A 26,544-nucleotide genomic window follows, 5' to 3' on the forward strand; every position below is an offset into this window, starting at 1 on the left:
CGACTTAGAACGGATTCCAGGTCGGGGCAGCTGAAACCTTCAGATAGCCGATATTCACGCCGAGCCTTGCGCCGACGCCGGTGCGGATCGGTACGAGCACGATATTCTGGCGCTTCAGCACGTTGAACCCGACGCCTGCGACCACGTAGGCCGAACCGGCAACGCCCGCATAGCGACCGTAGAGGTTCTGGATATCGTCCAGATTATAGACGAGCATCATGACGCGCGAGCCCTGACCGCCGAAATCCCAGCCAAGGGAAGGCCCCTGCCAGTAGGTCTTATGGTCACCGGCATTCTTCGTATAAAGCGTGCCTTCGCCATAGGTCAGGCCGCCGATGAAAGCGCCGGAACCTTCTTCGCCAAGAACATAGCCGTTCGGCAGGCCGAAGCTCTGGAACGCTTTTTCGACAGCGCTGGCAAGTCCGCCTGAAGCCGAACCGAAAAACCGATGACCGGAATCGACGATTTCCTCGGCGGTGTAGGTGTTCTGCGCCCGTGCCTGATGCGGCAGAGCGAGGATGGAGACAATCAGTGCCGCAAGAAACGCAATAGAATACGCCGCATTGCGGAAACTGGTTTGCGACAGGGATGGTATGGCCATTTTTAATTCCTTCTGGCTACCGCTTCTCTGTCTGACGCCCTGTTAAAAGCATGACGCTGCCTCTTCCGGGCTTTCGCGTCGAATCGCGCATATTGTACGCGCTAATATGTTGTCCAAATCTTTATGAAACGAAATTGGCGTTTGAAAGGCGAAAAGCCGACGCGGAAAACATTAGCGCACGACAGGCGATCCGGCTTTCGAAAAAGACAGCTTTGTTGCGGCTTTCCAGCATGGCGTGTATCCAGTTAAACCGACATTCAGGGCGATTCGCCCGCCATCATGCCGCGCGGGAAACGACAGGTTTACGTGCGGTTTCGTTAACCGATCAGGACGCGACCGTCCGGCCGAAGCGCCGCGGAGCCGGGTCCATCCGCGTTCCGGAGAAAGCGCCATGCCACTACCCGTTACCCTTTCCGCACTCGACCTCGGTGCGCTTCTGTGCAGCCGGATCTGTCATGACATAATCTCGCCGGTTGGCGCGATCAACAACGGTCTTGAACTGCTGGAAGAAGGCGGCGCAGACGAAGATGCGATGGCGCTGATCAAGTCGAGCGCCCGCAACGCTTCGGCCCGCCTCCAGTTCGCCCGCATTGCCTTTGGCGCCGCCGGTTCGGCAGGCGTGCAGATCGACACGGGCGACGCGCAGACTGTCGCCACCGAATATTTCAAGAATGAAAAGCCGGAGCTGACCTGGGAAGGCACCCGCGTACTTCTGCCGAAGAACAAGGTGAAGCTGCTGCTCAACATGCTTCTGATCGCCAATGGCGCGATCCCGCGTGGCGGCTCGCTGGCCGTGCGCCTGGAAGGCGGTGATACAGAGCCGCGCTTTGTCATCACGGTCAAGGGCCGCATGCTGCGTGTTCCGCCGAAGTTCCTGGAGCTGCATTCCGGCGCCACCCCGGAAGAGCCGATCGACGCGCATTCCGTCCAGCCTTATTACACCCTGCTGCTCGCTGAAGAAGCCGGCATGACGATTTCCATTCACGCAACCGCAGAAGATATCGTATTCTCCGCCGAGTAAGCGTATCAGGCGCGCGGGACCGCCCGCGCTCCTGCTGACAAGACAGCAGGCAAATATCGTGTCGCGGTAAGATGTTTCGGCAGCTTCGTTGCCGCTCTGGGGGAAAGTCGATGGGAGACGAAGCGATGGCCGGTTATTGCCTGCTGGTTGACGATTCATCCGTCATCCGCAAGGTCGCGCGCCGTATCCTGACCGATTCCATTGCAGAATTTGCCGAAGTCTCCACCGGACATGAAGCGCTCGACAGTTGCGCATCGCGCATGCCGGATATCATTCTTCTCGATTTCGATCTGCCGGATATGACGGCCCTTGAAGTCATTCCCGACCTGCGCGCCCTGCCCGACGGCCAGCATCCGCGCATTATCGTTTGCCTCTATGAGCTCGACGTCACGCGCATCATGCGCGCCAAGCGTTCCGGCGCCGATGGCTATATATTGAAGCCCTTCGACCGCGCTTATCTCACCGAGCAATTCGCTCTTCTGATGAGCACCGAGCCGCAAAAACGCCCTCGCCCGACTGTTGGCGAAACGCCGCGATAAGACTGCCTGATCCAATAGGACCAAAAGCAAAAAGCTCCGCCGAAGCGGAGCTTTTTTGTTCGTTGACCGTAAGGCCGGGACCGATCAGGCGCTTTCGCGCAGTTCGGCATCCGGCTCGCGCAGCACATAGCCGCGGCCCCAGACGGTCTCGATGTAGCTCTGGCTACCGGAAACCGCATCAAGCTTCTTGCGCAGCTTGCAGATGAAGACGTCGATGATCTTCAGTTCCGGCTCGTCCATACCGCCATAAAGGTGGTTGAGGAACATTTCCTTGGTGAGCGTCGTACCCTTGCGCAAGCTCAAAAGCTCGAGCATCTGGTATTCCTTACCCGTCAGGTGAACGCGCTGGCCGGAAACTTCCACCGTCTTTGCGTCCAGATTGACGATCAGGTCGCCCGTGGTGATGACCGACTGTGCATGGCCCTTCGAGCGGCGAACAATCGCATGAATACGCGCGATCAGCTCATCCTTATGGAAAGGCTTGGTCATGTAATCGTCGGCGCCAAAGCCAAGGCCGCGAACCTTGTCCTCAATGCCGGCCATGCCGGAGAGGATCAGGATCGGCGTTTTCACCTTGGAAAGGCGCAATGTACGAAGAACTTCGTAACCAGACATATCCGGCAGATTCAAATCCAGCAGGATGATGTCGTAGTCATAAAGCTTGCCGAGATCGATGCCTTCCTCGCCCAGATCGGTCGTGTAGACATTGAAACTCTCGGACTTGAGCATCAGCTCAATGCTCTGTGCGATAGCACTGTCGTCTTCAATCAAAAGGACGCGCATCTCTTATCCCCTTTCCGCAGCCGACCAGATGTCCCTCAAGGCGGCACACGGAACCGTCGTTGCCTCTGTATGAAGGTGCCAGCAAATGGTTAACAAAATATGATTCTGGTTGGCAAGCATATTTATGCCCTGTTTAGAAAATTCTTATAGCGATTTGAATCATAAAGAGATTCACGTCTCCCTGACTCTAAAGCATCGCTTTAAGAATCTTCGCTAAGCGATTCATTCGACTCTAGCTTTCACCTGTTGCTCAAAAAGCACATTAGGTTTACCGAGCCTTAAGTCCTAACGCGTATGATTAACCTCGCCGGTAAAGGAATGGTTACCAAACGAGCAAAATCTTAACTTTTTGTTTCGTTGTAAACGGTGATTTCTGACAACGGCCGCGACGCTTTCCCCCTGTAGGGGCTGGATTCGCGGGGGATTCGCGGTGTGAACGGACGTTTTTTGTTTATTCACACCTGTTAATAAAGCCCAATCAGATCGACTTGAAATGAAGTCGATACGATTGTGCTTCAAGTCCGGGGGGAACGCCCCAACACATGGAAGCTGGTTGGTGTTCAAGGAGTATTGCGTATGAAGCCACGTGAAAGCCTGGTGAGGCTTAAACTGTTCCAGGTGAAGGAAAAGCGCCGTCAACTGGGCCAGCTTGACCTGATGATCGGCGAGTTCGAGCGAATGGCGGGGGAACTCGACGCTCAGATCCTGTCGGAAGAAAAGAAGGCTGGCATCACCGATATCAATCATTTCGCCTATCCGACCTTCGCCAAGGCTGCACGCCAGCGGCGTGACAACCTGTTCGGTTCGATCGGCGATCTGATGTCGCAGAAGGAAGCAGCCGAGGCAGAACTGGCCGTGGCCGAGATCGAACTCTCCAAGGCGGAAGCGTTGGAGGAGCGCGACGGCGGCAAGGCGCCACGCGAAGTCGTCGAGCGCCCGGCCAATCAGCGTCGCGCCATGATCGGCTGATCCACGGCAAAACGATTGTTCTTTTTCAGGCGCCGCCCTTCTTGCGAGGGGCGGCGTCTTTTCGTCTATGCATAGCCTGCCCACCGAACGGCAATCCGTTACCAACAAACGCCGTCGCAGTCATGGAAACTTGGTTTGCATCCCGCCTCACCCGCATGTAGGGAAGAAGGGCAATGCAGAAATCCGCCCCCTCAGGGCTTCAACCAGCCCCAGACAAATTCAATTTCAGGAAAATCCCGAAGCTGCTCCAGTGGGGCCTGCTTCTGTTGGTGTCGGCTGTCCTGATTTTTGCAGGCGAAGTTCTGCATCTTCCGGCAGCCCTGCTGCTGGGCGCAATGGTCGGCGGCATCCTGATGGCGGCTGGCGAAAGTACCGTGCGCGTCCACAGCCAGCTTTCGACACTTGCGCAGGCGGTGGTCGGCCTGCTGATTGCCCGCGCCATCACGCCCGAGTTCTTCTCCAATATGGGCAGGCACCTGCCGATTATCCTGGTCTCGATGCTCTTCGTGCTCTTTGCCAGCACACTGATCGGCTATCTGCTGGCGCGGTTCCGCGTCCTGCCGGGAACCACCGCCGTGTGGGGTTCGTCACCGGGTGCTGCCACCGCCATGACCCTGATGGCGGAATCCTTCGGCGCGGATGCGCGCCTCGTCGCCTTCATGCAGTATCTCCGCGTCGTGCTGGTCGCGACCACGGCATCGCTCGTCGTGCGCCTTGGCGCGGGCGTGGAGATGGCGGCCCCTGCCGCGGTAGACTGGTTCCCACCGCTCAACCCGTCCAGCCTCGGCGCAACGCTGCTTCTCGTCCTTGGCGGTGCCTTTTTGGGGCATATCTCGCGCATACCAACGGGCGCCATGCTGGTGCCACTGGTGTTGGGCGCGATCCTGCAAGATACCGGCGTCATAACCATCGATCTGCCGCCATGGCTGCTGGCCATCAGCTATACGTTGATTGGCTGGCGCATCGGGCTTGGCTTCTCACGCGCAATCATCGCCCATGCGGCGCGGGCTTTTCCCGCCGTTCTGGCTTCGACACTGATCCTGATCGCCGTCTGCGGTCTGTTCGGCATGGCGCTTGGCCATATGCTCGATCTTGATCCCCTCACCGCTTACCTCGCGACAAGCCCCGGTGGCGCAGACACAGTTGCCATTATCGCGGCATCCACCAATGTCGACCTGCCCTTCATCATCGCCATGCAGACAAGCCGGTTCTTCGTGGTGCTTTTCGCCGGACCGGCGATTGCCCGCTTCGTCGCCAAACGCGTCGAAAAACGGCTGGAAAAAACTGGCAAATAAAAAACCCGGCTTTCGCCGGGTTTTTTCTTCAACGAACTGATCAGATCAGGCCTTCTTACCGTGAAAACCACGGATGGCGCCGATGATCTTGTCCTGATCGGCTTCCGACAGATAGGGATGCATCGGCAGGCTCAGAATGCGCGATGGCAGAGCTTCAGAAACCGGCAGGCCGCCCGGCGCAACCGGATAATGCTTATAGGCCGTCTGCTGATGCAGCGGCTTCACATAATAGATTACCGACGGTACGCCCTCGGCCTGAAGATGCGCCTTCAACCCGTCGCGGTTCTCACTTTCGATGGAATATTGCGCCCAGGCAGAACGGTTGCCAGCGGGAAGAGCCGGAACCTTCACCACATCCTTCAGCGCTTCGTTGTAACGCTTGGCGATACGATCGCGCGCTTCCATCTCGTCTTCGAGAATCGCAAGTTTTTCCAGCAGAACGGCAGCCTGGATCGTGTCCAGACGCGAATTGATACCAATGCGGACATTGTCGTACTGGGTTTCGCCCTTGCCGTGGAACAGCACCGAACGCAGCGTATCCGCAAGCTCGGCATCGTTGGTGAACATCGCGCCACCGTCGCCATAGCAACCGAGCGGCTTGGCCGGGTAGAAGCTGGTCGCGCCCACATGGCCAAATGCGCCGCACATGACATTGTCGCGCTTTCCGCCGATGGACTGCGCAGCGTCTTCGATGATGAACAGGCCTTCGCGCTCGGCAATCGCGGTGATGCGGTTATAGTCGGCAGCAAGTCCAAACAGATCGACCGGAATGATTGCCTTCGGCTCCAGACGGCCTTCCTTGCGGATAGCGGCAATGGCAGCTTCAAGCTGTTCGACATTCATGTTGTAGCTGTTGGCGTCGACATCGACGAAAACAGGCTCTGCTCCGACCAGCGCCACAACTTCCGCAGTCGCAGCAAAGGTGAAGGACGGAACGAAAACAGCATGGCCGGGACCGATGCCGCGCGCCATCAGAGGCATCTGCAAGGCGTCGGTGCCATTGGCGCAGGCGATCACATGTTCAACGCCCAGATATTCTCCGAGCTTCTTCTCGAACTCCGCCACTTCAGGCCCGAGAATATAGCGGCCTTCCGCAACAACCTTGGAAATGGCGGCATTGAGACGGTCTTCGATACGCGCGCGCTGCGCCCCAAGATCAATAAACTGCATGTTGGCTCCATAGAGTTGGCCTCGCACGAACCAACGTGCGAATCCTTGGCACCTATTTATTCGCTTGCGCGCCGTCCTGCCATGGCCGGGGCGTTCAAAGTTTTGCGAATGCTGTAACACCGCTTGACGAAACGTAAAGCTCCGTCCGCGAACGCCTTATCTGGTGTGCTGCACCGAACCTTCGGTCAAGATCCGCAAGACACTGATGGCTTCCTTGCCGTCAGTCCGCGGGGTTTCACGGGTTTCGATGCAATGCAGGAAATGCTGCAACTCGCGGGTGAGCGGCATGCCTTCCTCGACGGGTATATAGATCGGCTCTGCCGACTTGAAAGCCCACTGGTCGTTTTCCCGCCAGACTTCGTGTTTGTAGAAGGCAAGCTTGCGGTCCCACGGCTCGCCGTCGTCGAAAACGGCCATGCCCTTGGTGCCGGTCACGCTCAGGCGCCGCTCGCGATAGGCATTGAGCCGCGAGGCAAAAAGATGCCCGCGAATGCCGCCCGGGAACTCCAGATGAACATGGGCAAAATCGTTCAGATGGTCGATGATGGCCGTGCCTTCGCCGCGAATGGCGCTGGGCTCTTCGCCGGTGATGGCGAGAATCATCGACAGATCGTGCGGCGCCAGGTCCCACAGCGCATCGAACTGCGCGTGAAACTTGCCAAGACCGACGCGATGCGAATGAACATAGCGGATATCGCCGAGTTCACCGCTCTTGACCATGTCGAGAAGCTTTTCGAAGGCCGGATGGAACCGCAGAACATGGCCGACCATGAAGATGCGACCATTTTCGCGCGCGGCTTCAACTTCGGCTTCCGCCGAAGGGACGTCGAGCGCAATAGGTTTCTCGACGAGAACATCCTTGCCGTTCTTCACAGCTTCGGTCGCATATTGCGCGTGGAACTGTGCAGGCAGGGCCAGAACGATGCCGTCCACGTCGGGACGGGTGAACAATTCATCAACCGGAACATTGGGAACGCCAAATTCGGAAGCGAATCGTTCGGCATTTGCCGGGTTGGCGTCGGAGACCGCCTGAAGGGCGCCGAGGCTCTTCAGGGTACGAATGTGGTTGCCGCCCCAATAGCCGCAACCCAAAACCGCAATACGAGGTGCCATGAAACTATGCCTTTGCTTATGCACAGTTCCTTATCGGTGCAAATGATGGAAAACAAGACGAAACCTGTGCGAAGAGTGCTTGACAGGGTTTCATTCCCCACATATACCGCCGCCATTCCTTGCAGGAACAATGCTTTGTCCCACCGGAAACGGCGACGACAAAACTTCTGCAAAGCGACGCGTGGCGGAGTAGCTCAGTAGGTTAGAGCAGAGGAATCATAATCCTTGTGTCGGGGGTTCGAATCCCTCCTCCGCTACCATTCGCTAACCGCTACCGAAAAATTCTCTTTCCAACATCATCGTAGGTAGTTGCGCTCGCAGCCTTTCGCACGGCTTTAGAGCTGCCGTTGTGATGCCGACTCATCCGATGACAAGTGGCCCGCTAAATATTGATGGGCCTGAAGGCCCGCTCACTGGCTATCGGATATCGTGGTCATAGGGAATGGGGCCCCAACGTCCGGTTTTGGTGAAGTTCACCCATAAGCCGAGGGAATTGCGCATTGTGCGCGTCCCGAACCTTTTCAATTCCCGTATGACCAGTCGAAAAAGCGCCGGCCGCTTTTGCTCACGTCGGTTCTTGCCGATCGTGCTTTCCAATCCTGCCTGTCGGCAAATGGCTGGCGTGATCTGGTAGATATTCAATTCGTCGAAAGGACCATCATTGGGGTCGAACAGGAAATGATCGATGGGAGCAGGCGCTTTCTGCATAAGCGGCAGAAGTTTGCGCGCAGCGTCGCGAGACACGACGTAGCCTCCCGTCAGCAAATGTCTGGAGCGAAGCCGCGCCACCGCATAGGGTCCTTCGCTTGCAACCGAACGGGATATCAAGACCTCATGCCCGTAGGCATCGATTTTGATAATATCCGCGTCTTTCGGTATCCATTTGTCTGAAGGCAACAACTGCGCAGCCCCGCTGCTCAGCTTGATATCATCTTCAAAAATGACCGCGTAAGCATCGATACCGGTCGCTATAATTTCTAGACACTTGCGGTGAGACAGGAAACAGCCAATTTCCGCTGGCGAAAGCGGATCGGGCCAGTTTTTGCTGAACGTGTTAAATGAAGCCAGCTCCTGTTCGGGCATAACCCGACCATTGACAGCCTCAACACGTTCGAATTCTAGACCCATGCGATTAAATTGGGATGCCATATAGGCCAGACGGTCCTGGCTCCGCTCCAGATTTATCAAATAGCACTTCACTTCAGCCCCCTTGTCGCGCACCTCTTAGGACATAGGGGGGTGAAAAACAACCAATGGAGAAAAGCGCCCCCGCGCCATATCTTGTCGTTATCCACGGGGCGATTTTCTGGACTGGACCAGCGCCGGTCCTGCTCGCAGCTACTGCTGGACAGTTTCCGGTGCTATGCCCTGATCGAAGATGAAGGCCGGGCCGACCACCCGCACCTTTCGGTCCGTCAGCGGCGCAAAGGTTGCCGTCGCAACCGTATCGACCATATCGGCATTGCGGCTCGGCCGGCTGTCCGGCATCGGCATCACGACATTGCGCATGGCTCTCGCCGACCGACTGCTGGCGCGCAGTTCGCTGACCTTGGCGACATAACCCGCCCAGTCGCATTTTTTGAAATCGCTGCTCTCGTGATAATTATAGGCCGTCGGCAGTTCCGCATAGGACTTGCCGCTGGTCGCGGAAATCATATCCGCCGTTTCGCCATTCACATCATTGAGAACATAGAGATCGACGCTCTCGTTCTGGCAGATGAAGCGGCATTGAGCCAGCGTTTCCGTTGTGCTTTCCGTTTTGTCGAATTGAGAGTGCGGCGCCGGGAACAGATAACCGTCCGAAAGGCGCACGCAATAGGTCAGTGCGCCTTTGCCGGCCCAGGATTTGGGTTTCTCGGTCGCATTCGACGTGACAGCTGCCGGTGTCACCTTTGGCCGATCCAGTCGCGCGCTGCGTTGTGTCGTGGCCGATGGTTCGGAACATGACCTTGCGGCCAGCCCGGCGGAAATCTGCCGCTGCACTTCCGCAATGCGCACCGACAGATCGCGGCAGGCATTGAACAAGCCCCCGCCGCCATCACCCTTGCAGCCACGCCCGCGCTCCATGGCGCGCAGGGCGGATAGTTGCCTTTGCGCTGCCAGATCGGCAGCGCTGGCAGCACCCGAACAGGCCGCAGCGGCCAGTTGCGGGTAACTCACAAGACCTATCAGAAAAAGCAGGACGTAAAACTTAGTCACGATACTATCCTCAGCCCTGGGGGATGACTTGAGACTTTCTATCGGGGTTACAGAAGATGCACTGGCACTTCCATTGCAGGAGGCGAATGCGTCGCATTCAGCACCTTATCCGGGTCGATTTCCGACAGGAGTGCAGCAAGCGCCAGACGCAGATAAAGGGGGGTATCTGGACGATGGATTGCCTTTAGCGCGATGCGCGATATGCCGAGCGCGTAAGCCAGTTCCTGTTCAGAGGTCTTCAGAGATGCACAAATCTTCGCAAGTTTGTCATAAGCCCGTCTGCCCATTGACGTTTTCCCTCTCCTTCAAAATGCAATGGCGACGCCGTCAGCCGCCACATTAGACGCACATCTGCTCCGAAAACCGTTTCACACTTTTCGGAATGTGCTCTGGAATCACCATTTTACATTCAGTCCGATATTGCCTTCCCAGATCCGCGTTCGCTCTCCTCCGAGATTGGTTGTGTAGTCGGCAGTTGCAAAAAGGCTGGCCTTTTCCGTGATATCGACCGTTATCCCGCCGCCGACTTCCAGCGACGTTCCTTTCAGATCGGTAACAATCGGATCGGTGCCGAAGGATACGGTCTCGTCCGATGAGAAATTCTGCCAGAGATTGGCCTTCAGATAGGGGCGCAGCTTGCCTAACGAGGTTTCTTCCGCGCCCTGCAACCGCATGCCGATACGGCCCGTCCACGCATTGTCGGAATCGAACGTCACCGTGGAATAACGGTCAGCCTGATCGTCCAGCGAGAGATGCTGCCAGATCAGTTGCGCCTGCGGTTCCAGCGTCCAGTTGCCGCCGAGTGCCACCGGATAGCCGCCTTCCAGCGAGGCCGTCACCCCGTGGCCGTCAAGGTCTATGCCCTGCTGCGCATTGGAGCTGGCGCTGCCATCGAACCATGTTCCCATCACCACCGCATCGAGATACCAGCCTTGCGGGCCGATATGGGTCCAATAGCCGCCGAAACTGGTGCCGGTAACGTCAAGGTCGCCGACGGCAAGATCGTTCCAGCCGAGCGCCTGCCCGGTAATATCGCCCGAGGCGCGCGCATAACCGAAGAAGACGCCGAAACGGTCGAAATGGCCGCCGTCGGATTCACGTCCGAACAGGTCCTGCCCGGCCTGAATACCGAGAAGACTGCCATCGACCCCCGGCGCAACGGTGCCCCTCCACTTCATGTGGATGTCCTGACCGAACACCCGCACCCAGCTCGACGGCAGATAGCCACCGCTCTCGAGCAGGTCCTGCTGGCCCCGGCGCTCATGGAATGTGCCGAGCGTAGACAGCGCCAGATGATGCGCGACGGGCGGCAGAGCCGAATAGACCGGCACTTCTTCACGATAGAGATTGACGACATCGCCTTCCACGCGCGTCGCCCCTGCTGACGGCGGCGCGACGCCGTTGCCGGGCAGTGGAGGCTGCATCAAACCATCAACGGAATTGTCTGGCGGGTCGGCAACATCTGCGGCCTGGGGAGCCGGAGGCGCAGTGGGCGCGGCGGAGTTTCCGGCGACCGGCGCAGAATTGTCCTGCGGGTCGGGATCGTTCGGATCGACTGGCAGCACCGCAGCCGGCTGATCCAATGGCGGCGGAGCGGCCACCGTTTCCGGAGCCTCTGGTTCCGGCGCGTCCGACCCCACGGCAGCCGGTTGGCTACCGTTCACCAGCGTTGAGCGCAGATACCAGTTTTCTGTCGTTCCGGCAGAAACACCACCCTTGAACAGATAATATTCATAGGCGCCAGCCGCGACACGGCCATTCAAGGTGAAGGCGCCCGCAGTGGTGGTTGCGCCATTCAGCGTCTCAACGACCATGATGCCATTCGACACTGTCGAAGCACCTGCGCCACCGATATTTTCCACGACAATGCCGGTATTGCCGGAAGCCGAACCGCCATCGATCACCAGCTTGTCCGAAGGCGACGCATCACCCGCAAGCACCGTGTCGAGGAACAGCAGGCCATTTTGCCCGGTATAGTTGCCGCGAATGGTCAGGCTATCGGTCGTGCTGGAGCCGCCATTGGTCAGGTCGATGCGGCCTGCATTAAACACATTGGTCAGTTGCGTTGCGGCATAGGGCTTGATAACCGACTGGGCCGAACCACCATAAATGGTGCTGGTCGCATCGATGTTGAGCGTGCCCTTTCCGGTTCCCGCATCGCCAAGCGTCAGCGGAGCATTGAAAACCAGACGCGTATCGTTGGTGAGATTGATGGTTTCCCATCCGCCGAAGCGATAAACCGCGCCGGTTTTGACATTGCTGAAGCTCAGACTATCGGTGCCTTCGCCACCGGTGATGAACTTGGTCGTCCCCATATTGGCGTCGGTCAGATTGGTCAGCGTGGCTACGTCGTCATCCGCGCCGAGATCGACATTTCCATACAGAATGCCGCCGCCGTTCCAGCTGAACGTGTCGGTGCCGAAGCTCAGCATGATGTCACCGGCAACCGTACCACCGGTAATGGTCACGCTGTCGGTGCCACCGCTGACACTGATACTACCGCCAATCATGCCGCTGGAGATGATGATCGTATCATTGCCGAAACCGGTCACCAGATTGCGATCGATGGTAACGCCGGACATGTTGAAATAATTGTTGTCCAGCTTCATGTTGACGCGACCGATGCGCCCGCCAGTCATCACAGCATAATCGCCATCGTCGAAAGCATCGATAATGCGGCCATCGGACATGAAAAACGTGTCGAGCCCGTCGCCCTGATTGAGCGAGATAATCTGGCCGCCCGTCATCTGAAAATCGTCGATGCCCCCGCCCTGTTGCACATTACCGACAACCGAGCCGCCAGAAATAATGAATGCATCCGCGCCATCGCCCTGATCGATGCTTCCCGCAATCGATCCCGAATGTAACTCGACGCGGTCCGTTCCGGCACCGAAGGTCACATTGCCATTGACCGTACCGCTGCCGCCTGTGGGCAGAAGGAGCGTGTTGTTGCCGCTCGTATCGGTCAGACCGGATGCGGATGTACCGCTGTCGCAGATGAAAACGTCATCACCGGCCGTTGGTGAAAACGAACATGCGGCCTGCGCATTTCCAGATGGCAAAAGCACGGCACCCACCGTGAACAGTGCCGTCGTGGAAAGCAGCAGGGTGGCCGAAACCCTGCGAATACCTAAATGCATCGAAACCCCTCAGTTCATTGCATAAAGCCCCCGCGACATTAAAAAACGAATTTATTTTGATGGGCAATACTTAAATTCCCAGTAGAGAATTTCAAAACATCATAAAAGATAAACAAAAATTAGAGGAAATGATTTAACAGCAAATAAGCCGTTGATTTCTTTCGATAAATCCCAATGCCCTCCAGATTCACCATAGCTGACATTTCACTCTGGAAAAGCCAAAAAAACCGTTACATATCAATATCAAGACACCCGCCGCCTTGCGGCATTCGCCGCTCTGAAAGATGATCGCGGGCCCATGCGGAGCGAGTCACAAAAAGCCTATTTAGACGCGCGCCGTGCCGGTTGAATTACTGGTTGACCGCTTCATATATTTCTTCTGAAAAGCATGATCCGGTTGAATTGAGGAGGAAAACCATGGATCAATTTACTGGTGGCTGTCTGTGTGGCGATGTCCGGCTTGTCGCCACGGGGCGTCCCTATCGGGTCGGCCTTTGCCACTGTCTCGACTGCCGCAAACATCATGGGGCGCTTTTTCTGGCATCAGCAATGTTCCCGCAGAATGCGGTCACGATCGATGGCGAAACACGCGATTATGCCGGGCGTCATTTTTGTCCGCGCTGCGGTTCCTCGGTCTTTTCCCGTTCCGATGACGAAATCGAGGTGCATCTGGGTTCGCTCGATGCTCCCGACCAGCTGGTGCCGACCTACGAATTGTGGACAATCCGCCGCGAAAGCTGGTTGCCGCCATTTCCGCTGAAAAAGCATTATGAGCGCGACCGCGAAAATGATGGCCGCTTCGAGGAATAGCGCCGGTATGCGGCAAAGCTGCGCTGGATTAGCAGGTGACGAGCGCCTATATCCGGCTGGAACAACCCGGAAAGCCTCGCCATGACCCTGCTCATCAACCAGCCGCATCCCTCGATTGACCCCGCATCCATTCAGGAACTGGTGGCGACATTTTATGGACGCGCGCGGGCGGACGAGCTGCTCGGGCCGATTTTTGCGGAAGCCGTGCATGGCTGGGATCACCATATCGCGCAGATTGCGCAATTCTGGTCGTCGGTCATCTTGAGAACCGGCGGTTATGACGGGCGACCCATGGCGCCGCATCTGAAGCTCAACCTGAAGGGCGAGCATTTCGACCGCTGGCTTGCCTTGTTCGAGCAAACCGCACGCGAGATTTATCCTGCGGAAGCGGCGATCATTTTCATCGATCGAGCGCGGCGCATTGCCGACAGTTTTGAAATGGCCATTGCAACTCAAGCGGGGCGTATCGCCGCCCCGCGTCATGCGCGCCGTCCGCTCTGATTGATCAGCCTGATCAGGCGGCAGGCTTCGACTTTTCGGCTTCCAGCTGCTTTTCGTGACGCAGCAGCATGCCGAACAGATCGCGCGGCTCATCCGGGTCGGCAAGAAGGTCGAGCTGCTCATACAGGCCCGTATCCTTCAGCTTGTCGCGCACATAACGCAAAGCCGAAAAATCTTCCGTGGCAAAGCCGACGGAATCAAACAGCGTGATCTGGCGCGCATCCTTGCGGCCCCGCGCCTTGCCGGTGATGACTTCCCACAACTCGTTGACCGGATAGTCTGCCGGGAGCTGCTGGATTTCACCTTCGATGCGGGTCTGCGGCGGATATTCGACGAAAATGTCGGAGCGGCGGAGAATATCGCCGTGCAATTCGGTCTTGCCCGGGCAATCGCCGCCCACCGCATTGATATGCACGCCAGCGCCAACCGTATTGTCGGTCAGGATGGTGGCATTGGCCTTGTCCGCCGTGACCGTCGTGATGATATCGGCGCCCTCGACCACTTCTTCCACCGACTTGCAGGCGACAATGTCGAAACCTGCATGGGCAAGATTGCGCATGCATTTTGCGGTCGCTTCCGGGTCGAGGTCGTAAAGGCGAAGCTTGTCCACGCCGAGCAGCGCCTTGAATGCTATGGCCTGAAATTCGCTCTGTGCGCCATTGCCGATGATCGCCATCGTGCGGGCATTCTTGGGCGCCAGATATTTGGCGGCAACCGCTGACGTGGCAGCCGTGCGCAGCGCCGTCAGGATCGTCATCTCGGTCAGGAGCATCGGATAACCGCTGCCCACATCGGCCAGAACGCCGAAAGCCGTGACAGTCTGAAGACCTTCACGTGTGTTCTTCGGATGGCCGTTGACATATTTGAAGCCATAAAGCGTGCCGTCGCTCGTCGGCATCAACTCGATCACGCCTTCGCGGGAGTGGGACGCGACACGCGGCGTCTTGTCGAAATTTTCCCAGCGGCGGAAATCCTCTTCCACATATGCGGCCAGTTCCTTCAGGAAGGTCTCGACGCCGATGGAAAGCACCAGCTTCATCATGTTGTCGACACTGACGAAGGGGACGATGTTGAGTTTCGGCTGGGTCATTCATATTCTCCTTAAACACGCTCCGAAAGGCTGACACGGCCTTCGGAGCGTATTGCGCATTGATACAATGATCGGAGCGTCATTCGGCAAGACGCGCCTTAATAGCTGATCGTCGGACGATCCATGACGCTGCGGCCCAAAAGGCTGGCCATCAGGTCCACCATGACGGTAGCCGTGCGGCCGCGCTCATCCAGGAACGGGTTCAATTCAACCAGATCGAGGCTCGTGACGAGACCGCTGTCATGCAGCATTTCCATGATGAGATGGGCCTCGCGGAAAGTCGCGCCGCCCGGCACCGTGGTGCCGACAGCTGGCGCCACCGACGGATCAAGGAAGTCAACGTCAAGGCTGACATGCAGCAGGCCGTCTTCCGCTTTCACACGGTCGAGGAAACGGCGCAGCAGCGCGGCAACGCCATGCTCGTCAATCATGCGCATGTCGAAAACCGAAACCTTGGTCTTCTGGATAGCCAGACGTTCCGCCGGATCGACGCTTCGAATACCCATCATGCAGACATTGTGCGGATCGATGGCGGCTTCAAGCTTCGGGAAAAAGCCGTCAAAGCCTTTCTGGCCGGTGTAATAGGCAACCGGCGTTCCATGCAGATTGCCGCTGGTTGTCGTTTCCAGCGTGTGGAAATCCGTATGCGCATCGAGCCAGAGCACGAACTGCTTGCGGCCCTTTGCGACGGCGCGGCGCGCAATGCCCGGAACCGTTCCGGCAGCCAGAAGATGATCGCCGCCAAGGAAAATCGGGAAGCCCTCTTCGCTCTCGCGGAAAGCGGCTTCGCTGATTGCTTCAATCCAGGCAACAGCGCTTGGCAGCGCCTTGATCGCATGGTTTGGATGTTCGCGCGACGCTTGCTTGATCTGAGCCGGGCTTGGAACCAGATTGCCGAGATCCGTAAAACCGTGACCAAGCTCGCGTATGGCATCGGCAATGCCTGCGGCACGGTAGGAATCGGGACCCATATTGCAGCCTGCGCGGCCAGTGCCTTCCTGAACGGGTAGTCCCAAAATCTTGCAATGCATAAAACAAGGTTCCTTCTGATTATTGTCATAAGATTCATCATTTTTATTTGGCGATGTGAACCAACCGGATTGGCAATTTTATCGGTTTGGTTTATCAGAATGTCGGATTGGCTTTTCAAATTGGAGAAACTATGGACGATCTGGATGAAAAGCTCATTACGCTTTTGCGCCATAATGGTCGCCGCAGCATTTCCGACATTGCGATCGATCTTGGCGTTTCCCGCGCAACGATCCGCGCGCGCATGGAACGGCTGGAACGCTCCGGCGATATTCTGGGCTATACGGTCATTCTGCGCTCGGACGCCGTGGACCTGCCGGTGCGCGGCATCATGATGATCGAAATCGAAGGTCATGTCGCCGACCGTGTGGTCAAGGCCCTTGGTGGTTTCTCGGAGATTTCCGCCGTCCACACGACCAATGGTCGTTTTGATCTGGTGGTCGAACTGGGCGCCGCGACCCTCGCCGATTTCGATGCGGTGCTGCGCCGTATCCGCCTCGTGCCCGGCATCAAGGCCAGCGAAACAAACTTATTGCTTGCCACACCGCGTTCCACCCGGGCGCGGCTCTAACTATTCACGCATGTGCAAAGAAAAAGCCCGGTCTCGCGACCGGGCTTTTTCATTCTGAGGATTAGGCGAGAGCCGGATAATCCGTATAGCCCTTTGCGCCACCACCATACATATGCTGCTGATCCAGCTCGTTGAGCGGCGCATTTTCCTTCAGACGCCGCACGAGATCCGGATTGGAAATGAACGGCTTGCCGAAAGCAACCAAATCGGCGCGACCGCTGGTGATTTCTTCCTCCGCCAGTTCACGGTCATAGCCATTATTGACCATCCAGGCGGCATCGCCGCCAGCGTCACGATAGACCTGCTTCAGACGCGCATAATCGAACGGCTGCGGGCCCTGCTGGAAGTCACGCGGACCACCGGTTGCGCCTTCGATGACATGAACATAGGCAAGACCGTAAGGCGCAAGCTTGTCGACCACATAGTCAAACAACGGCTGCGGATCGGAATCCGATGCGTCATTGGCGGGCGTAACCGGCGAAAGGCGGATACCGACCTTGCCTGCATCCACCGTCTTGGTGATTGCATCGACCACTTCGAACAGGAAGCGCGCGCGGTTTTCAATCGAGCCGCCATATTCGTCGGTGCGGTGATTGCTGCCAGAACGCAGGAACTGGTCGATCAAGTAGCCATTGGCCGCATGAATTTCGACACCGTCGAAACCGGCAACGTCAATCGCGTCCTTCGCTGCCTTGGCATAGGTGGCAACGATGTCTGCGATCTCGCTTTTTTCCAGCGCGCGCGGCTCGGAGGTCGGTGCGAATTCGCCCGTGCCATCGGGATGGACCAGATAGGTCTTCGACTTGGCGGTGATCGCGGACGGCGCAACCGGCTTGCCGCCATTCGGCTGCAAGGTGTTGTGGGAAATACGGCCCACATGCCACATCTGCACGACGATTTTGCCGCCGGCGGTGTGAACGGCATCGGTTACCCGCTTCCAGCCGGCCAGTTGCTCGGCCGAATAAAGGCCCGGAACATCGGCATAGCCCTGTCCCTGATGGCTGATCGGCGTTGCCTCGGTGATGATGAGGCCAGCGCTGGCGCGCTGCTCGTAATAGGTAACATTGAGATCGTTCGGCACGGCGCGCGGCGAGCGATTGCGCGTCAGCGGCGCCATCACAACGCGATTGGCAAGCTTCAGATCACCAACGGTGACAGGATCGAACAAGGTGGCCATGGGCATTTCCTTCAAGTTGGAAAAGGTGGGCAAGTTGGAAAAGTTGGTCAAAGATCGGATAGGGTTGCGATGAAGGCGGCTATCGCCTCTTCGTCGCGCTTATAAAACGTCCATTGGCCGACGCGGTGGGGCGTGATCAGCCCCGCTTTTGTCAGCACGGACAAATGGGCTGAAACGGTGGATTGGGAAAGACCGCACCGCTCGAACTGGCCCGCGCACACGCCCATCTCCAATGGCATGTGCTGAGCGGAGAAGTGTTTCTCCGGCTCTTTGAGCCAGCTCAAAATGTCGAGACGCACCGGATGACTAAGCGCTTTCAGCATCTCATCCAGGGGCACTGGCAAGGCTGTCTGCTGCTTTATCGATTGAACTTTCGACATTGCACTCACCTCGCTGATCCGATGCATATCGTCATTTCACGATATAGATATCGCTTAGTTTCGATTTAAAAAGAGGCGCAGTGTTCACATGCGCGTGAACGGCCAAACTGCCGCCTTTCCTGTGGAACATCGATATCGCCTTGATTGCGCCGAACAGACATCCGACTATGTTCGCTGCAAATATTTGGGATTGGAATACATATGGCGGACGACAGCAGGCGCATTGCCGCGATTATCGCGGCGGAAATCAACGCAAAGCCGGAACAGGCAATGGCCGCCATCGGCCTTCTGGACGAAGGCGCGACCGTGCCCTTCGTGGCGCGCTACCGCAAGGAAGTCACCGGCGGGCTGGACGACACGCAACTGCGTCAGCTTTCTGAACGCCTCGCTTATCTGCGTGAACTGGAAGCGCGCCGCGCCTCCATTCTGGAATCGATCCGCGGTCAGGAAAAGCTGACGCCGGAACTGGAATTGAAGATTGCCAATGTCCAGACCAAGGCTGAGTTGGAAGATCTTTATCTGCCCTATAAGCCGAAGCGCCGCACCCGTGCGGAAATCGCCCGTGAGCGCGGGCTTGGCCCTCTGGCCGAAGCGATCCTCGCAGACCGCAGCCTTGTGCCCGCCGACATTGCCGCGTCCTATGTCAGCGGCGAAGTTGCTGATGTGAAAGCCGCGCTCGATGGCGCACGCGATATCATCGCCGAAGGTTTTGCGGAAAATGCCGAGCTGATCGGCAATTTGCGCAACTATCTGAAAGATCGCGCTGTTTTGCGCTCGCGTGTCGTGGACGGCAAGCGGGAGGCGGGTGCGAAGTTCTCCGATTATTTCGATCATTTCGAACGCTGGGCCACCGTTGCGGGTCACCGTGCGCTCGCCATGCTGCGCGGACGCAACGAGGATTTCCTGTCGCTCGACATTGAAATCGATGCCGACGACACCTCAGCCGTGAAACCGGTCGAGCGCAAGATCGCCGCCGCCTATGCGATTGGCGGCACGCTTCCGGGCGACCGCTGGCTGATGGAAGTGGCAGGCTGGGCATGGCGCGTGAAGCTTTCTCTCTCGCTGTCTCTCGATCTGATGCGCGACCTGCGCGAGCGCGCCGAAGAAGAAGCGATCAATGTTTTCGCCCGCAATCTGAAAGACCTGTTGCTGGCCGCGCCCGCAGGCTCCCGCGCCACCATGGGTCTCGATCCGGGCATCCGCACCGGCGTCAAGGTGGCAGTGGTCGATGGCACGGGCAAGCTGCTCGACACCACCACGGTCTACCCCTTCCCGCCGAAGAATGATGTGCGCGGCACACAGGCGGAACTGGCAAGCCTTGTCCGCAAACACAAGATCGAACTGATCGCGATTGGCAATGGCACCGGCAGCCGCGAGACGGAACGTCTCGTGGTGGACATGCTGTCGGACATGCCAGCTCCAAAACCGCTGAAAGTCATCGTGTCGGAAGCGGGAGCATCGGTCTATTCGGCGTCTGAAGCTGCCGCCTCCGAATTCCCGCAGTTGGACGTGTCCCTGCGCGGTGCGGTTTCCATCGCGCGCCGCTTGCAAGACCCGCTGGCGGAACTCGTCAAGATCGAACCGAAATCCATCGGCGTCGGCCAGTACCAGCATGACGTCGATCAGATACGCCTCGCCCGTGCGCTCGACGCCGTGGTGGAAGACGCGGTGAATGCAGTTGGTGTTGATCTCAATACGGCTTCCGCCTCGTTGCTTGCCCGCGTTTCGGGACTTGGCGCATCGATTGCGGAGGCCATTGTGGCGCATCGCGATGCCGCAGGCGCGTTCAAGAACCGCAAGGAACTGCTCAAAGTCGCCCGCCTTGGCAACCGTACTTTCGAGCAATGCGCGGGCTTCCTGCGCATTCCGAACGGCACCGAACCGCTCGACGCATCATCGGTTCACCCGGAAGCCTATGGGGTGGCGAAGAAGATCGTTGCCGCCTGCGGTCGCGATGTGCGCTCGCTGATGGGCGACAGCGTGGCGCTGAAAAGCCTCGATCCTCGTGTTTTCGTGGATGAACGTTTCGGCCTGCCGACCGTGCGCGATATCATTGCCGAGCTGGACAAGCCGGGCCGCGATCCGCGACCGGAGTTCAAGACCGCGACCTTTGCCGACGGTATCGACGATATCAAGGACCTGAAGCCCGGTATGATGCTGGAAGGCACCGTGACAAACGTGGCCGCCTTCGGTGCCTTCGTGGATATCGGCGTGCATCAGGACGGCCTCGTCCATGTCTCGCAACTGGCCGACCGTTTCATCAAGGACCCGCATGAAGTGGTGAAAGCGGGCGATGTGGTGAAGGTGCGCGTGGTGGAAGTGGATGTGCCGCGCAAGCGCATCGGCCTTTCCATGCGCAAGGATGGCGGCGAAGCGCCTGCCCCGCGCAACAACGCGCAACGCGATCCAAGGCCTGCCAAGAACTTCACGCCGCAACGCAAACAGGAACAGCCTTCGACCGGCGGTTTTGGCGCAGCGCTACTGGAAGCGATGAAGAAGAAATAAGGCAGTCTACCGGGCGTTGGCTCGCTCTCGCGCTGAGCCTCCGCCCGCCCTCACCCCTCAGCTTCCCCCTCGCCCTCACCCTGAGCTTGTCGAAGGGTCGAAGGGCGAGGGAAAACACAGAAACCGCCGCTCTCCTTCGAGACGGCTCCTTTCGCAAAACTCAAGGAGCCCCTCAGGATGAGGGGCTGGGCTGTGGCTAGGGCTGAGCCAAGCTCACGATCAGTCTGTTGGAGTTAAGTTAGATCTTGTTGCCGATCGGAAAGCCGGTTGAGGCTTTTCTCACCGGCATGTCCTCGGTGGGGATGATCCAGCCGCCGCAAATGGCGATGCGCACCTCGTCGCCCTCTTCCAGCCGGACGGGATCACGCACTTCGAAATGCAAGGAAATCTCTGGCTTGGCGATGACTTCGGCCTCAAGGCGCGAGCCGCCGCCGCGATAGACAGAACGCTTCACGCGGACCGGAATGCCGCCGGTCTCGGTAAGCTTCAGATCGGCCGCACGCACGCAAAGCTGCGCATTGGCGCGCGGCATTTCGATGCCTGAACACCGCACCTTCGCGCGGCTGCCAAGCACCAGCGCTTCGCAATGGCCCGCTTGCGCAAAAGATAGCACTTCGGCAGGCAGAACCATGCCATGCGCAATGAAGGAGGCCACCATTTCACTGGCGGGTTCTTCATAGAGCTTTCGCGGCGTATCGAACTGCTGCAGCTTGCCGTGATCGAGCACCGCGATGCGGTCGGCCAGCGCCATGGCTTCCGCCTGATCGTGGGTGATGTAGATGATCGTCGTGCCGGTGCGCTTATGGAAAGCGGCAAACTCGTCTTCCATCGAAGCGCGCAGATGCACGTCGAGATTGGCCAGCGGCTCATCGAACAGTACCAGCGACGGTGCTGCCACCAGACAGCGGGCGAGCGCCACGCGCTGGCGTTGCCCGCCGGAAAGATTGGCGGGGCGGCGATCACCGAACCCGTCGAGATCGACCAGCGCCAGTGCTTGCCTCACCCGGCGTTCACGCTCGGCCTTGGCGACCTTGGCCACGCGCAGACTGTAACCGACATTTTCCGCCACGTTCATATGCGGCCAGAGCGCATAATTCTGGAAGACGATGCCGACCTGCCGCTTTTCCGGAGGCACATTGCCGCTCGCATGGGAAACGCAGCTGTCACCAATATGGATTTCGCCGCCGTCCACTTCTTCGAAGCCCGCAATCATGCGCAGCAATGTGGTCTTGCCGCAGCCGGAAGGCCCGAGAATGGCAACGAACTCGCCGTCATTCACATCCAGCGTCACGCCGGACAGGGCCTGAAACCCGTTGAACGTCTTGGATACCTGGTCGATCTTCAGTCGCGCCATGGCAGGACTCCGTTTGGAAGACGCCGCGCAAACAGATTTGTTGCAAGCATCAGCATGAATGTCACCGCAACGGCCAGAATGGATATGGCAGCCGCATAGGCGGAATCACCCGCCTGTTCGAAAGAAAACATCACCACACCCAGCGTTTCCGACCCCGACGCCCAGAGAAGTGCCGAAACCGTCAGCTCGCAAAACGCGGTCATGAAGATGAGCACGCCGCCTGCAAGCGTCGCCGGTGCGACAAGAGGAAATATAATCGTGCGCAGCCGATAGAAAAGCCCTGCGCCCGCAACCCGTGCCGCTTCCTCCATCGCACGGTCGATCTGGTGCAGACCGGCAACCGTCGGCCGCAGTGCCAGCACGAAGAACCGCGCCAGATAGGCAAAAAGGATGATCCAGAGCGTGTTGTAGATGCTGACGCCGATCACGGGCAGCGGCTTCAGGAACATCAACAGGCAGGCAATCGCCAGCACGACGCCCGGAAGCGCATAGGGAAGCTCGGCTGCGAAATTGAGCACCGGCGTCCAGCGCCGTTTGCGCCATGCCAGCATATAAGCGAGCGGTACGGCGATCAGAACCGCAAAGAGTGCTGCGATCAGCGACAGCAGAATGCTGTTGCCGAAGGCCCGTGCCGCACCACCATGTTCCATGAGCACAAAGCGGAAATTTTCAAATGTCGCGGTGGCAAAAGTCAACGGTACGCCATAGGCCGGGACCAGCGCCGAAAGCGTCAGTCCGATCAGCGGCAGCAGCAGCACGATGACGATCATCAGCCATGCCGCCACTTCCGCCAGAAGTCGCCAGCGTCCGAGCGCAAAGGGCGCTGCGGGCAGCGATGTGGAGACGATGCGGAAATCGCGCCTGCGTGACGCATAGTCCTGCGCCGCGATGCCCGCCATGGCGATCAGCCCAATCAGCACCGACAGCACAGCAACGCTCGACAGAACCGATGGCCCGCCACCGGCAAGGCGTTGATAAATAAGCGTCGGCAGGACGAGATAATTCGACGGAATGCCAAGAAAGGCCGGAATGCCGAAATTGCCGACACAGGATACAAAGGCCAGAGCGGCAGCGCCGATGATCGACGGCGTCATCAGCGGCAATATGATGGTGCGCAGCACGGTCCATTTGCCGGCACCGGCACTCAAGCCCGCCTCGACCAGTTCACGCGGTAGCTTGCGCAGACCCGCCCGCACGATGAGGAAAACCAGCGGCCCATATTGCACGCCGAGCAGAAAGATAATGCCCCAGACGGAATAGAGCGGATTGCGGCTGCCAAGCGGCGGCGCCATGCCGAGAAGTTTGAGAAACTGGCTCGACGGGCCGAAAAGCTGGAGCCAGGCCAGCGCCGTCACCTGCGGCGCGATCAGAAGCGGCGTCACATAGAAAAGCACGAAGACATTGCGCCCGCGCATATTGGTGAGGCCCACCAGCAAGGCCGCGGTAATGCCAAAGGCAAGCGCCAGCACCGTGCCGCCAATGCCGATTTGCAGGGAATGCCAGGTTGCAACCCATGTCGACTGGCGGCCCAGTGTCTCCACCAGAACGGAAGTCGAAAACTGCCCCTGCGGCACAACAAGTTCCACCAGCAGTCGGCCCATCGGCAGAAGCGACAGAACCGCCACGATCAGCGTTACGCCAACAATCAGGGCCGCATCGCGGCCCTGAAGGTCTTTTTTGATACGCATCGAAATGCCTTATCCGCCAAACAGCTCGGAGAACTGCTTCTTGTCGGCATCAGTCTGATCGAGAACCTTCTGGGTGTCGATGGACATGATGTTGATCTTGGTGCCTTCCGGCAGCCAGGCAGGACGGCCAACGCCTTCCTTGGCAGGCAGATAGCCCTGTTCCAGCGCCAGCTTCTGACCGTCGTCGGAGAGGATGAACTCAACGAACTTCTTGGCACCATCGACATTCTTGGCGGTGGCCATAATGGCGACCGGCTCGGTCACGGCTGGCACGCCTTCCGACGGGAACACGAACTCGACCGGCGAGCCCTTGGCCTTGGCGTTGAGCGCCATGAAATCGACGAGGATGCCATAAGGCTTTTCACCGCTGGCAACCGACTTCAGTACCGCGCCGTTGCCCTTCACGCTTGCCAGTTCATTGGCCTTGAGGCCCTTGAAATAATCCCAGCCCAGATCCTTGTTGAGCGCAAAGCCGCTGAGGAGATAGGCCGCAGCCCCCGAATAAAGCGGGCTCGGCATCACCACCTGCCCCTTATACTCGGCCTTGGCGAGATCGGCCCAATGTTCCGGCTTCTGCGTAGCGCCGGTGTTATAGGCAATGCCGGTGGTAATCAGCTTGGAACCGAAATAGGTCTTGTCGGCGTCATAGGAGTCGGCGGCAAAACCATCGACCTTGGCTTCCGGATAGGCGAGCAGGCGCTTGTCCTTCTTCAGTCCTTCCATGGTCACGGCATCGGCGATCAAAAGCACATCGGGCTGCGGCGCACCGGCGGCGAATTCGGCGGCAAGCTTGGTGAGGAGTTCACTGGTGCCGGAGCGGAAAATCTGCACTTCCGTTTCCGGATTGGCCTTGCGGAAAGCCTCGACGGTCTTGGTCGCATCCGCTTCGGGCTGCGAGGTATAAAGCGTCAGCGTGTCGGCCTGTGCCACAGCGATGGATAGAGCAAGAAGCGCAGGTACGGCAACGGCCCGCTTCAGCATCTTGTTCATGGGATTTGCTCCTCGGATTTCGGTGTAATGCTCGCCAGCATGGCCGGCAATGCCAGCGCAGCCCTGCCGCGTGCGAACTGATAGCGCGCAGATACTGTTATGGCGATAGGCACGATCATTTCCATTCATGGTGCACCTGTCAAACATCCTGCGATCTGGTCTGCGGAAAACAAAAAGCCTTCCGGCGGATTCACGTCCATCGGAAGGCTTATAAGGCATTGAATATTTTTGCCTATCAGCGATCCGCATCCCTTCGACATGAAGGCGATGCGCACCGCAATAGAGGATTTGCGCTGCGGTTTTATGACAAGCCGCAGAGGGGCAAAAAAATCAGATGACCATTTCTGCGACATGCGCGATCTGTGCGCCCGCCTCGTAATAGGCTTCGCGAACACCCCGGAAATTCTGCGCCTTCGGATCGCTGACCGGCAGCGGCAGATCGTCTTCGGTGATTTCGCCCGAAACGAGCTGCGACAGTATCTTGCCGAACACGGTGCCCGGCACGATGCCGCGACCATTATAGCCGGAGAAACCCACCACATTGCGCGCCAGACGATGGAACTTTGGCAGGCTGTCATTGGTCATGCCGATCTTGCCATACCATTCCGCCTCGAACTCGACATTGCCGATCTGCGGGAACAGGCGCTTGAGCGACTTCTTCGCCCATGCCTTGTGCACGGCAGCGCCCGTATTGCGCAGCGCGCCGACGCTGCCAAAAACCAGACGACCCTGTTGATCGAAACGGAAGGACGACAGAACTTCTTTCGTATCCCATGCGCCCTGACGTTCCGGCAGAATGGTCCTCTTCAGATTGTCCGAGAGCGGCGTGGTCGCGAAATTGAAATAGGGCAGATGCACCAGTTCGGCTCGGACTTCGGCCCATGGCGCGTTGGTATAGGCATTGGTGGCGACGACCACCCAATCCGCCGTGACCGAACCCTTGGCGGTCTTGACCGTCCACTTGCCGTTCTGCTCGCTTGCGCCGACCACCGGGCTGCCCGTGAAAATCTGTGCGCCTGCAGCAACGGCCGCATGGGCCAGACCGCGCACATAGGCCAGCGGCTGGATTGTTCCGGCGCGCAGATCAAGCAGCGAACCCGCATAGGCCCTGGTGCCGACCTTGGCTTCCGTTTCCTTCGCGTCCAGCAACTTCACATTGGCGCCACGGCGCGCCCATTGCTCACAGCGGTCTTCCAGTTCCTTGAGACCCTTCGCGCCCACAGCGCAATGAAGCGTGCCCTGCTTTTCGACTTCGCAGGCAATCTTGTTTTTCTCGATTATTTCGAAAACCAGCTTCGGGCCATTGCCTAGAACATCGAGCAGGCGCGCACCGTATTTTTCGCCGAGAACGCCCGGCAGATCATCGGGCATCACCCACATGCCCGCATTGACCAGACCGACATTGCGGCCTGAACCGCCATAGCCGATCTCGATGCCTTCAAGGACGATCGCCTTGACGCCCTTTTCCGCCAGATGCAAGGCCGTGGAAAGACCGGAGAAACCGCCGCCCACAATCACCACATCCGCCGTCAGATCGCCTTGCAGCGAGGTCGTCTTCGGAGCAGCCGGAGCGGTCTTTTCCCAAAGACCATGAGAGCGCGGATCGTTCAACATTGAGA

At 58.3% G+C, this 26,544-nt stretch carries 26 protein-coding genes and 1 tRNA gene; 9 read left to right on the top strand and 18 right to left on the bottom strand.

Annotated elements, in window-relative coordinates; translation table 11 throughout:
• Positions 1-4: 4 nt before the first annotated feature.
• A complete protein-coding gene (locus ABWW11_RS09615) occupies positions 5-601 on the bottom strand; it encodes a DUF1134 domain-containing protein (protein WP_109369541.1) in 597 nt (198 codons plus the stop codon).
• Positions 602-992: 391 nt separating this feature from the next.
• Between ABWW11_RS09615 and chpT the strand changes: the two genes are divergently transcribed.
• On the top strand, positions 993-1,622 hold the full coding sequence (gene chpT, locus ABWW11_RS09620) for a histidine phosphotransferase ChpT (RefSeq protein WP_109369542.1): 630 nt from the start codon (positions 993-995) through the stop codon (positions 1,620-1,622).
• Between the two features lie 110 nt (positions 1,623-1,732).
• Positions 1,733-2,161, top strand: coding sequence for a response regulator (locus ABWW11_RS09625; RefSeq protein ID WP_109369543.1), 429 nt, complete (start codon positions 1,733-1,735; stop codon positions 2,159-2,161).
• An 84-nt stretch (positions 2,162-2,245) separates the two neighbouring features.
• On the opposite strand, the gene ctrA is transcribed toward ABWW11_RS09625, so the two are convergent.
• Positions 2,246-2,944 (bottom strand): response regulator transcription factor CtrA, encoded by a 699-nt coding sequence (ctrA, locus tag ABWW11_RS09630; RefSeq protein ID WP_078338799.1) that lies wholly within the window; start codon positions 2,942-2,944, stop codon positions 2,246-2,248.
• 576 nt (positions 2,945-3,520) lie between these two features.
• Here ctrA and ABWW11_RS09635 point away from each other — a divergent pair.
• Positions 3,521-3,913: a flagellar export protein FliJ gene (locus ABWW11_RS09635; RefSeq protein ID WP_078338800.1), complete on the top strand. Its 393-nt coding sequence runs from the start codon at positions 3,521-3,523 to the stop codon at positions 3,911-3,913.
• Positions 3,914-4,086: 173 nt separating this feature from the next.
• Complete coding sequence (locus ABWW11_RS09640) at positions 4,087-5,208, top strand: AbrB family transcriptional regulator (protein WP_109369544.1); 1,122 nt, start codon at positions 4,087-4,089, stop codon at positions 5,206-5,208.
• A gap of 45 nt (positions 5,209-5,253) precedes the next feature.
• Here ABWW11_RS09640 and ABWW11_RS09645 read toward each other — a convergent pair whose 3' ends face one another.
• Positions 5,254-6,378 (bottom strand): DegT/DnrJ/EryC1/StrS family aminotransferase, encoded by a 1,125-nt coding sequence (locus tag ABWW11_RS09645; protein ID WP_109369545.1) that lies wholly within the window; start codon positions 6,376-6,378, stop codon positions 5,254-5,256.
• 156 nt (positions 6,379-6,534) lie between these two features.
• Entirely contained in the window at positions 6,535-7,491 is a 957-nt protein-coding gene (locus tag ABWW11_RS09650) for a Gfo/Idh/MocA family protein (RefSeq protein ID WP_109369546.1), read from the bottom strand.
• A gap of 183 nt (positions 7,492-7,674) precedes the next feature.
• Here ABWW11_RS09650 and ABWW11_RS09655 point away from each other — a divergent pair.
• A tRNA-Met gene (locus ABWW11_RS09655) sits at positions 7,675-7,751 on the top strand.
• Positions 7,752-7,908: 157 nt separating this feature from the next.
• Here the strand turns inward: ABWW11_RS09655 and ABWW11_RS09660 are convergent.
• The 4 genes from ABWW11_RS09660 to ABWW11_RS09675 form a co-directional block, all read right to left on the bottom strand.
• Positions 7,909-8,691 (bottom strand): glycosyltransferase family 25 protein, encoded by a 783-nt coding sequence (locus ABWW11_RS09660; RefSeq protein WP_124915832.1) that lies wholly within the window; start codon positions 8,689-8,691, stop codon positions 7,909-7,911.
• Between the two features lie 138 nt (positions 8,692-8,829).
• A complete protein-coding gene (locus ABWW11_RS09665; protein ID WP_235858888.1) occupies positions 8,830-9,690 on the bottom strand; it encodes a DUF2865 domain-containing protein in 861 nt (286 codons plus the stop codon).
• A gap of 47 nt (positions 9,691-9,737) precedes the next feature.
• Complete coding sequence (locus ABWW11_RS09670; RefSeq protein WP_319080631.1) at positions 9,738-9,977, bottom strand: hypothetical protein; 240 nt, start codon at positions 9,975-9,977, stop codon at positions 9,738-9,740.
• A 108-nt stretch (positions 9,978-10,085) separates the two neighbouring features.
• Positions 10,086-12,830, bottom strand: coding sequence for an autotransporter outer membrane beta-barrel domain-containing protein (locus ABWW11_RS09675; RefSeq protein ID WP_319080630.1), 2,745 nt, complete (start codon positions 12,828-12,830; stop codon positions 10,086-10,088).
• A gap of 417 nt (positions 12,831-13,247) precedes the next feature.
• On the opposite strand from ABWW11_RS09675, the gene ABWW11_RS09680 reads away from it, so the two are divergent.
• Both ABWW11_RS09680 and ABWW11_RS09685 read left to right on the top strand, forming a co-directional pair.
• Complete coding sequence (locus ABWW11_RS09680; RefSeq protein WP_109369550.1) at positions 13,248-13,640, top strand: GFA family protein; 393 nt, start codon at positions 13,248-13,250, stop codon at positions 13,638-13,640.
• A gap of 81 nt (positions 13,641-13,721) precedes the next feature.
• Entirely contained in the window at positions 13,722-14,141 is a 420-nt protein-coding gene (locus ABWW11_RS09685) for a group III truncated hemoglobin (RefSeq protein WP_109369551.1), read from the top strand.
• A 13-nt stretch (positions 14,142-14,154) separates the two neighbouring features.
• Here the strand turns inward: ABWW11_RS09685 and ocd are convergent, their stop codons facing one another.
• Both ocd and rocF read right to left on the bottom strand, forming a co-directional pair.
• Positions 14,155-15,231 carry an ornithine cyclodeaminase gene (ocd, locus tag ABWW11_RS09690; RefSeq protein ID WP_109369552.1) on the bottom strand — a complete coding sequence of 359 codons (1,077 nt, stop codon included), beginning with the start codon at positions 15,229-15,231 and terminating at the stop codon, positions 14,155-14,157.
• 98 nt (positions 15,232-15,329) lie between these two features.
• Positions 15,330-16,262 (bottom strand): arginase, encoded by a 933-nt coding sequence (gene rocF / locus ABWW11_RS09695; RefSeq protein ID WP_109369553.1) that lies wholly within the window; start codon positions 16,260-16,262, stop codon positions 15,330-15,332.
• Positions 16,263-16,393: 131 nt separating this feature from the next.
• Here rocF and ABWW11_RS09700 point away from each other — a divergent pair, with 131 nt between their 5' ends.
• A complete protein-coding gene (locus ABWW11_RS09700; protein ID WP_109369554.1) occupies positions 16,394-16,831 on the top strand; it encodes an Lrp/AsnC family transcriptional regulator in 438 nt (145 codons plus the stop codon).
• 61 nt (positions 16,832-16,892) lie between these two features.
• Here ABWW11_RS09700 and ABWW11_RS09705 read toward each other — a convergent pair whose 3' ends face one another.
• Positions 16,893-18,008 carry an alkene reductase gene (locus tag ABWW11_RS09705; protein ID WP_109369555.1) on the bottom strand — a complete coding sequence of 372 codons (1,116 nt, stop codon included), beginning with the start codon at positions 18,006-18,008 and terminating at the stop codon, positions 16,893-16,895.
• A gap of 47 nt (positions 18,009-18,055) precedes the next feature.
• A complete protein-coding gene (locus ABWW11_RS09710) occupies positions 18,056-18,388 on the bottom strand; it encodes an ArsR/SmtB family transcription factor (protein ID WP_109370283.1) in 333 nt (110 codons plus the stop codon).
• 201 nt (positions 18,389-18,589) lie between these two features.
• Here ABWW11_RS09710 and ABWW11_RS09715 point away from each other — a divergent pair, with 201 nt between their 5' ends.
• Complete coding sequence (locus ABWW11_RS09715) at positions 18,590-20,893, top strand: Tex family protein (RefSeq protein ID WP_124915835.1); 2,304 nt, start codon at positions 18,590-18,592, stop codon at positions 20,891-20,893.
• Between the two features lie 238 nt (positions 20,894-21,131).
• Here ABWW11_RS09715 and ABWW11_RS09720 read toward each other — a convergent pair whose 3' ends face one another.
• From ABWW11_RS09720 to ABWW11_RS09745, 6 genes are read right to left on the bottom strand one after another with little or no spacing between them, the layout of a single operon-like run.
• On the bottom strand, positions 21,132-22,247 hold the full coding sequence (locus ABWW11_RS09720) for an ABC transporter ATP-binding protein (RefSeq protein ID WP_109369557.1): 1,116 nt from the start codon (positions 22,245-22,247) through the stop codon (positions 21,132-21,134).
• On the bottom strand, positions 22,235-23,935 hold the full coding sequence (locus ABWW11_RS09725) for an ABC transporter permease (protein WP_124915836.1): 1,701 nt from the start codon (positions 23,933-23,935) through the stop codon (positions 22,235-22,237). The genes ABWW11_RS09720 and ABWW11_RS09725 overlap by 13 nt, the downstream gene beginning before the upstream one ends.
• Positions 23,936-23,944: 9 nt before the next feature.
• Positions 23,945-24,925, bottom strand: coding sequence for an ABC transporter substrate-binding protein (locus ABWW11_RS09730; RefSeq protein ID WP_109369559.1), 981 nt, complete (start codon positions 24,923-24,925; stop codon positions 23,945-23,947).
• The gene (locus ABWW11_RS09735; RefSeq protein ID WP_268967176.1) at positions 24,922-25,050 is read right to left on the bottom strand and encodes a hypothetical protein; all 129 of its coding nucleotides are present in this window, start codon (positions 25,048-25,050) and stop codon (positions 24,922-24,924) included. Before ABWW11_RS09735 ends, ABWW11_RS09730 begins: the two co-directional genes overlap by 4 nt.
• A complete protein-coding gene (locus ABWW11_RS09740) occupies positions 25,051-25,278 on the bottom strand; it encodes a hypothetical protein (RefSeq protein ID WP_109369560.1) in 228 nt (75 codons plus the stop codon).
• Complete coding sequence (locus ABWW11_RS09745; protein ID WP_109369561.1) at positions 25,256-26,539, bottom strand: NAD(P)/FAD-dependent oxidoreductase; 1,284 nt, start codon at positions 26,537-26,539, stop codon at positions 25,256-25,258. Before ABWW11_RS09745 ends, ABWW11_RS09740 begins: the two co-directional genes overlap by 23 nt.
• Positions 26,540-26,544: the final 5 nt, after the last annotated feature.

Origin of the sequence: Brucella sp. NBRC 113783 (assembly GCF_040372265.1) — a bacterium.
Lineage (GTDB): Bacteria > Pseudomonadota > Alphaproteobacteria > Rhizobiales > Rhizobiaceae > Brucella > Brucella teleogrylli.